Source organism: Flavobacterium sp. (assembly GCF_046317795.1).
Taxonomy (GTDB): domain Bacteria; phylum Bacteroidota; class Bacteroidia; order Flavobacteriales; family Flavobacteriaceae; genus Flavobacterium.
Map to the genome: position 1 here is coordinate 1 of NZ_JBKCVI010000125.1, position 5,701 is coordinate 5,701.

The following is a 5,701-nucleotide window of genomic DNA, read 5'->3' on the forward strand; positions in this document are numbered from 1 at the left end:
GCCCAAAGCTTGTTTTGGGTAGCCATTTTGGTGCTTTTGTAAAAGTTATAGACTAATGCGCCAAACAAAAAGATAATTAATAATAGCGCAACAGGATAATATTTCAATTTGTTGAGTAGCGAAGAATTGCCGTAGTACAAATGTTGTACTTGATTAGGTCCAATTCTTATTATAATTGGATCATTTTGTTTTCTTAGGCTTTTCAAAAAATCAGCCAGTTTAGCTTTATTGTTTACAATGTTATCATCAATATTAGCGGTCTTGATAACGACATTGTTTTCGGTTAAAATAATTGGAATAGTTTTGTTATTGCTTATTATTTGCCGTGGAAGCTCTACTTCGTCTTCTGGTTCAGCATTAAGTAAAGTTTTTAAACTTTCTGCCCAAACCTCCATTTTTACACGTTCATCATTTTTAAATATTTGAAAGAAAGTATAGGTATTCCATAATATTAATGTCACAATGACAAAGGATGCCATAATGATAATCCAACGGGTAACATTTCTTTTTTCGGAAAACTGCATGAATACTAATTTGGTTTAAAAGTAATGAAAAAATGATAACTTCTAATTTTGATGTTTAGACAAAACATAAAAAAATTACATTTGTAAAAAGAAAAAAACATGCTGAGTTTCGAACCACATACACTATCGCCAGCGCAACTTCAGAGCTATCTACAAAGTGCCGTTGCGCCAAGACCCATTGCTTTTGCTAGTACTATGGATAAAAATGAGAAGCCCAATTTGTCGCCGTTTAGTTTCTTTAATGTGTTTAGTTCCAATCCGCCAATCTTGGTTTTTTCGCCAGCACGACGCGTTAGAAACAACACCACGAAGCATACATTAGAAAATTGTCAAGCCACCAAAGAAGTGGTGATTAATGTGGTCAATTATGATCTTGTGCAGCAAGCATCATTATCGAGCACCGAATATGCTGATGGAGTGAATGAGTTTTTAAAATCGGGATTAACCATGTTGCCATCGGACATGATAAAACCGTTTCGCGTAGCCGAAAGTCCGGTGCAGTTTGAATGTAAAGTCAACGAAATTATCGCATTAGGAAATCAAGGTGGCGCAGGGAATTTGATTATTTGTGAAGTAGTAAAAATTCACATTAGCGAAAAAGTGTTGGACGATAAAAATGGGATTGATCAAAGTAAAATTGATTTGGTTTCACGCCTTGGCGGCAACTGGTATTCGCGTTCTAATCAGGGGTTGTTTGAAGTCGAAAAACCATTGGTTACACTAGGAATTGGTGTAGATGCTATTCCTGTTTTTATTAAAAAAAGTCCTGTTTTTGATGGGAATGATTTGGGTAAATTAGGAAATGTAGACGCCTTGCCAACTCCAGCAGAAATTACTATATTTGTACAACAAAATTTTGCTGTAAAAGGAGTTTTAAGTTCGGACGACGAGCAAAAAATTCATGAAAAGGCAAAAGAATATTTGAATAATAATGACGTACTTTCAGCTTGGAAAGTACTTTTAGCAAAACAATAATTATGGAAGTTACCGGAAAAGTAAAAGTGGTTGGAGCTGAACAGCAAGTAAGTCCAACGTTTAAAAAAAGAGAGTTAGTCGTTACAACTGACGAGCAGTATCCACAAAGTATCATGATTGAATTTGTGCAAGATAAAAGTGATTTGTTGAATACTGTAACTGTTGGCGAGAATGTAAAAGTTTCAATCAATTTGGGTGGAAGAGAATGGGTTAATCCACAAGGAGAAACCAAATATTTTAATTCAATCAAAGGTTGGAGAATTGAAAAATTACAGACAGAAGTTCCAAGTGCAGCAATGCCTCCAATGCCTCCAGCAGAAGCATTTGCTCCTGCAACAGACTTTAAGGAAGAAGAACACGATGATTTACCTTTTTAATTAAAAAGGAAAATTCCAAATTTTTAAATTCCAAATTCCAATTTAACACATTTTATTTGGAATTTGGAATTTATTTTTTTGGGATTTATAATTTTATCCTATGTATTTCCTAACCAAAGAACTTTATTTTCCTCCTGTTGAAGAAGCTTCTTACGAGGGTATTCTTGCTGTTGGTGGTGATTTATCTGTAGAGCGATTAGTATTGGCTTACAAAAATGGAATTTTTCCTTGGTTTGATGCCGATGAGCCAATACTTTGGTGGTCACCACCTGAGCGAATGGTAGTCAATCCTCACGATTACAAAGTTTCTAAAAGCATACGAAATATTCTAAATAGGAATATTTTTGAAGTAACTGTCAATATAGATTTTGAATCGGTAATTAAAAACTGTCAAACCATAGAAAGAAAAGGTCAAGTTGGTACTTGGATTTCGGAAGATATTATTACATCTTATACAAAACTTCACAAAAGAGGTTATGCAAAATCATTTGAAGTATGGCAAATAGATTCCCAATCCAGTTGGGAATTAGTAGGCGGTTTGTATGGAGTTGATTTAGGAACTGTTTTTTGTGGCGAAAGTATGTTTTCCAAAGTGCCAAATGCTAGTAAAATTGCATTTGTGTCGTTGATACAATATCTTAAAGAAAACAATTATAAACTTTTGGACTGTCAGGTGCACAATGATCATTTGGAAAAGCTAGGTGCATTTGAGATTTCGAGAGAAACTTTTATGAAGGTCTTGGGGGGTTAGTGTTCAGGTTTCGAGTTTCGGGTTTCGGGTTTCACTTAGCAATCGCTACCTATTTACTCCTTCAAAAACTTCCCTGTTGCACTGTTTTTATCACTCGTTATTCTAACAAAATAACTACCACTTTGCAAGCCCGAAACATCGATGGTTTCATTGGGGTTGGTATGTACTTGAACCAATTGCCCGAGTGTGTTATAAATGTTTACCGAACTCACCACCACAGTTTGTTTGGTTGTAATAGTCAACGTGTCTTTCGCAGGAACAGGCGACAATGTAAACACACTACCAAAATCAAAATCTTGGTTGCCCAAAGTTGCCACAGTAGTAGTTGTAGTATTCGTTACTATTGGGAAGTTATAATCAAAATAAATACTGGCGGTATTGGTGAAAGTATTGCCCAAAACCAAGGTGGGTTTGGTTTTTATTTTAAACGCTACATAGCCATCATTAGTGGTATCATCAAACGGCAAATTGATGTTTTCAAAAATACACTCTACCTGATTGGTATTGGTAATTCTAGTTACAAACGGGTGACTACTGCTTTGCGGAATCAAACTGGCAATATCAAACTTAGTCGTATCAATCATGTCTTTTACTACTATGTTTTGTGCGGCAAATGTTCCTGTATTTTCAAAACGGATAACATAATGCACATAATTCCCCACCATACTAGGTGTAATGGTTGTGCCTTCAAGACACGTTTTATCGTTGGGGTCAAAAGAGTTAACCACAGTTTGATTTAAAGTAAAAACATTATCTGTGGGAGTTTCATCAGTAGAACCAACAATAGTTGCTGTATAATTCAAAACATCCCCACCGTTGACTGCTGGAGTTTCCATAGGCGAGTTGATGTTAAAAACTAAAGTGATTTCTCTAGTTTCAAAAGGATTTAAATTGGTATAAGACCAATTTAAACTGTTATTAGCGGAACTACTATTTAATGGTGTTGCACTTACTAAATCCATCTTAGCATCATCAAAAGCAAAATTTATAATACCACTTTGAGCTTGTGTTCCTTTATTTTTATAAATGACTTTATAAGTAGCATCAAAACCCGGTCTGGCAGGTAGCAAGGATATAATTGAAACTTCCAAATCGTTATTTACACCATTGGGAGCTATACAAAAATTTTGAATAAACGGACTTGCGACGGTTGGAAAACTAACCGTTGCTGTAGTAGGTGAAACTGTAAAATAACTTGGATTTTCTAAAATGGGCGTAACGGTATGCGTTCCCGCTTGTACGGGAATAGTATAACTACCAGAAGTATTAGAAATAAAAGTCCCACTAGTAGTGCCATCAGAAATAGCAAATTTTAAGTTGGGTATATAGCTATCACTAGCATCACAACCATTGGCATTACTATCAAAGCGGTTGCTTCCTTGTATGGTATAAAACGCTCCGCCAGGAGTAAAACTACAATAAGAATTAACATGGCAATTGGTATAACCATATTGAGTTATTTTGGTTTGAATACTGGTTATCTGTGCATCATCTGCACAGATATATTGAAGAGCAGGATTATTTTCGAATATAATATTTTCACTACGCCCATTCTTTACAAATAGCGTGGTAAGTTGATTTGCACTACAATTTAAAGTTTGAAGATTTGTTAAGCCACTTACATCTAAAGTTGGAAGTAGATTTTGATAACAATATAACTGTTGAAGATTTGTTAAGCCACTCACATTTAAACTGGAAAGTAGATTATTATAACAATATAACTGTTGAAGATTTGTTAAGCCACTTACATTTAAACTTGGAAGTAGATTATTATAACAATATAAACGTTGGAGGTTAGTTAAGCCACTTACATTTAAACTTGGAAGTTGATTATTTTGACAATATAACTGTTGAAGATTCGTTAAGCCGCTCACATTCAAACTTGGAAGCAAATTGGCATTACAACTTAAAATTTGAAGATTCGTTAATCCGCTCACATTTAAACTTGGAAGCTGATTACTGCTACAATTTAAAGATACAAGATTTGTTAATCCACTTACATTTAAACTTGGAAGCTGATTACTGCTACAAGATAAAGATATAAGATTTGTTAAGCCACTTACATTTAAACTCGGAAGTTGATTAGTAGAACAATTTAACCTTTGAAGATTGGTTAAGCCACTTACATTTAAACTTGGAAGTAGATTATTATAACAATATAACTGTTGAAGATTTGTTAAGCCACTTACATCTAAACTTGGAAGTTGATTATTAATACAATATAACTCTTGAAGATTAGATAAACCACTTACATTTAAACTGGGAAGTTGATTATTACTACAATCTAAAATTTGAAGATTCGTTAAGCCACTTACATTTATACTTGGAAGCTGATTACTGCTACAATTTAAAGATACAAGATTTGTTAATCCACTTACATTTAAACTTGGAAGCTGATTACTGCTACAAGATAAATATTTAAGATTAGTTAAGCCACTCACATTTAAACTTGGAAGTAGATTATTAACACAAGATAAAGATTGAAGATTAGATAATTCACTCACATTTAAACTGGCAAGTTGATTAGAACTACAATATAAATATTTAAGATTAGTCAAACCAATTATATTTAAACTTAAAAGTTGATTATTAGAACAATTTAAATTTATTAAATTCGTAAAACTTTCTATTCCCGTCAAATTTGCAATAGTGCTTGTTTGCACTTTTAGCCATTTTACAGCTAATGCTTCGCTCACTTGTATTTCCCCATCGTTGTTGGTGTCAATTTTATTGTAGGAAGTAACATCTCCATTAATATCGGGTGTTTGTGTTGATGCTATTTGGTTTGATGGGCTTGCTTGCAATAACTTTGCTTTAAAATTAGCATCCGGTATGTTTACAATCTGCGCCTTTCCAACAAATCCTATAAGCGCAACAACCAAAAGTGTGTAGAGTTTTTTCATGATAAAGTAGTTTGACGGTCAAAGATATAGAATTGTTTTGTAAAAACCGCCTCACTTTATTAAGTTGTTATTGGAAATGGCAAAGTCATTAATGGAAACGGCAAATCCATCATTGGAAATGGCAAAGTTATTAATGGAAATGCAATCTTAAATTTTTAACCATATAAGAAA

The 5,701-nt window shown here is 33.8% G+C and carries 4 protein-coding genes and 1 pseudogene; 3 read left to right on the forward strand and 2 right to left on the reverse strand.

The window, feature by feature from the left end:
* Positions 1-524, reverse strand: a pseudogene (locus ACK5ON_RS07420) (sensor histidine kinase); the annotation flags it as partial.
* A 99-nt stretch (positions 525-623) separates the two neighbouring features.
* On the opposite strand from ACK5ON_RS07420, the gene ACK5ON_RS07425 reads away from it, so the two are divergent.
* The 3 genes from ACK5ON_RS07425 (at position 624) to aat (ending at position 2,627) form a co-directional block, all read left to right on the forward strand.
* Positions 624-1,499, forward strand: a complete 876-nt coding sequence (locus ACK5ON_RS07425; protein ID WP_409821303.1) for a flavin reductase family protein — start codon at positions 624-626, stop codon at positions 1,497-1,499.
* Between the two features lie 2 nt (positions 1,500-1,501).
* Positions 1,502-1,876, forward strand: coding sequence for a DUF3127 domain-containing protein (locus ACK5ON_RS07430; protein WP_409821305.1), 375 nt, complete (start codon positions 1,502-1,504; stop codon positions 1,874-1,876).
* A gap of 100 nt (positions 1,877-1,976) precedes the next feature.
* Positions 1,977-2,627: a leucyl/phenylalanyl-tRNA--protein transferase gene (aat, locus tag ACK5ON_RS07435; RefSeq protein ID WP_409821308.1), complete on the forward strand. Its 651-nt coding sequence runs from the start codon at positions 1,977-1,979 to the stop codon at positions 2,625-2,627.
* A gap of 53 nt (positions 2,628-2,680) precedes the next feature.
* On the opposite strand, the gene ACK5ON_RS07440 is transcribed toward aat, so the two are convergent.
* A complete protein-coding gene (locus tag ACK5ON_RS07440) occupies positions 2,681-5,530 on the reverse strand; it encodes a T9SS type A sorting domain-containing protein (RefSeq protein WP_409821311.1) in 2,850 nt (949 codons plus the stop codon).
* Between the last annotated feature and the right edge of the window lie 171 nt (positions 5,531-5,701).

Coding starts and splice junctions, on each gene's coding strand:
- ACK5ON_RS07425 (WP_409821303.1), top strand. CDS start 624: ATGCTGAGTTTCGAACCACATACACTATCGCCAGCGCAACTTCAGAGC.
- ACK5ON_RS07430 (WP_409821305.1), top strand. CDS start 1,502: ATGGAAGTTACCGGAAAAGTAAAAGTGGTTGGAGCTGAACAGCAAGTA.
- aat (WP_409821308.1), top strand. CDS start 1,977: ATGTATTTCCTAACCAAAGAACTTTATTTTCCTCCTGTTGAAGAAGCT.
- ACK5ON_RS07440 (WP_409821311.1), bottom strand. CDS start 5,530: ATGAAAAAACTCTACACACTTTTGGTTGTTGCGCTTATAGGATTTGTT.